At 64.8% G+C, this 440-nt stretch carries 1 protein-coding gene; it reads right to left on the bottom strand.

Features of this window, described 5'->3' with window-relative positions; all coding sequences use genetic code 11:
• Nucleotides 1-75: 75 nt before the first annotated feature.
• On the bottom strand, nucleotides 76-440 hold a 365-nt coding region (locus tag I6F37_RS40290; RefSeq protein ID WP_225154421.1), incomplete at its 5' end, for a response regulator.

Raw genomic sequence — 440 nt, forward strand, 5'->3', positions numbered from 1 at the left:
ATTTCACCAGGATCGGTGTCGGTCACACCTTGGTCGGACAAGCGGGGCGAATGGTGAGGCGAACTTGCCCAGTCGTCACCGGCGCACGCTGCGGATGACCTCGTGCAGCGCCTGCACGTTTACAGGTTTGGTCAGGTGCGTCGCGAAGCCCGCTTCCCGGCTGCGGCGAACGTCCTCGTCCTGCCCGAACCCGCTAAGCGCAATCCCCACGAGGGGGCGCTTTCCGACGTGACGCATCACGTCCAGTCCCGTGCCGTCCGGCAAGCCGATGTCCGACAACAGCAAGTCGAATTCCCCACGATCCACGGCTTCGATCGCCTCGCGCACGCTTGCCGCGGTCGTGACCAGGCAGCCAAAGCTCGCCAGGATTTTGGCCATCACGTCCCGCGTGTCAGCATGGTCCTCTACGAGCAGCACCCGGTATTGGGCATGCCCCACGG

The organism is Bradyrhizobium sp. NBAIM08, from assembly GCF_020193935.1.
Lineage (GTDB): Bacteria > Pseudomonadota > Alphaproteobacteria > Rhizobiales > Xanthobacteraceae > Bradyrhizobium > Bradyrhizobium yuanmingense.